This window comes from Sphaerochaeta sp. UBA5836 (assembly GCF_002432845.1).
Classification (GTDB): Bacteria; Spirochaetota; Spirochaetia; order Sphaerochaetales; family Sphaerochaetaceae; genus Sphaerochaeta.
Map to the genome: position 1 here is coordinate 1 of NZ_DJGW01000022.1, position 1,344 is coordinate 1,344.

Annotated in this window: 2 protein-coding genes; both read right to left on the reverse strand. The window is 55.3% G+C overall.

Annotated elements, in window-relative coordinates:
- On the reverse strand, positions 1–894 hold the full coding sequence (iolE, locus tag B3F49_RS01895) for a myo-inosose-2 dehydratase (protein ID WP_293908725.1): 894 nt from the start codon (positions 892–894) through the stop codon (positions 1–3).
- Positions 895–906: 12 nt separating this feature from the next.
- Positions 907–1,344: thiamine pyrophosphate-dependent enzyme (locus tag B3F49_RS01900; RefSeq protein ID WP_293908726.1), on the reverse strand; the 438-nt coding region annotated here is incomplete at its 5' end.

Below are 1,344 nucleotides of genomic sequence, written 5' to 3' on the forward strand. Positions count from 1 at the left end.
TTAGATTCCAGCAGTATTTCGGATATAGGCCCGTGCCTTCATTGCATACTCAAGGGGGTTGGCTTTTGCAGGATCCTGCTCGGCTTCAACCACCCACCAACCTTGATAGCCGGCCTTGATCAGCGCATCGAGCAGCGGTTTGAAGTCGATGCATCCATCACCGGGAACGGTGAACACACCCTCCAGGACTCCCTTGAGGAATGACCATTTTTGCGAAATAGCCATCTCACGCTTGTCCGCGCGCACATCTTTGAGGTGTACGTGACGGATTCGTCCCATCCACTTCTGCAGAACCGCCATCGGGTCCTCGCCGCTGAAGACCAGGTGGCCGCTGTCGTAGAGCAAGCCCACCAGAGCAGGATCGGTCTGCTCCATCAGGCGGTCGATTTCGCCGCTGGTCTGCACCCCGGTTCCCATATGGTGATGGTAGGTGAGCTGCATTCCCATCTCCTTGGCTTTCCTGCCGAGCTTGTTCAAACCCTCGGTCAAAAGCTTCCACTGTGCCTCGGTGTTGACCGGCTTCGCATCGAACACCGGTAGGTCCTGTCGGCCTTGGATGGAGTTGCCCTGCTCGGCAACACCTACGATGGTCGCTCCCATGGTCTTGAGGAATGTGCAGTGCTGCACAAACGCCTTCTCCACTTGATCATAGCTTTGGGTGGTCAGATACGTGCTGAACCAGGCATTGCAGATTTGAAGACCTCTGAGCTTCAGTGCCTTCTTGAGCACTTCGGTGTCCTTGGGGTATTTATTGCCCACTTCACTGCCGGTAAATCCGGCGAGGGCCATCTCGCTGATGCACTGTTCAAAGGTGATATCGCCTCCTAGCTGGGGTAGATCGTCATTGGTCCATCCAATCGGTGCGATTGCAAGTTTTATGGCTTCTTTGCTCATACTGTGTTCCTTTTAGAATTGTCGTGTCTTTGCAATCTCGGATTGCAATTCGGTCCAGGCTTCAACCACCTTGGGGTTGTTTGAAACTTCTGCAGTACCCACCCGCCACCAGGATTCGTACCCCTTGGTCATGGATTTCGGGGCTACATGGCAGTGGATCAACGTCGAGACCTTCTCCTGCAGAGCCTGTTTCACAGCTTGTTCCAACTCCTCGATGGTATCGGCCCTCAGGCCTACCGCACCCCAGCTCTGCGCATTGAGGGCGTAGTCGACGGAGAGGGGGGCGCCGGTCAATCGACCCGTCTCATCCTCGCGCCGTCTCCACTCATTGCCGTAATGGACGATGCCTTGGCTGTTCTGCAGGTTGTCGATGCAGTGGAACCCTGCATTGTCCAACACCACCACGATGATCTTCCTGCCTTCCTGGATGGAGGTAAGCAGTTCGGTATG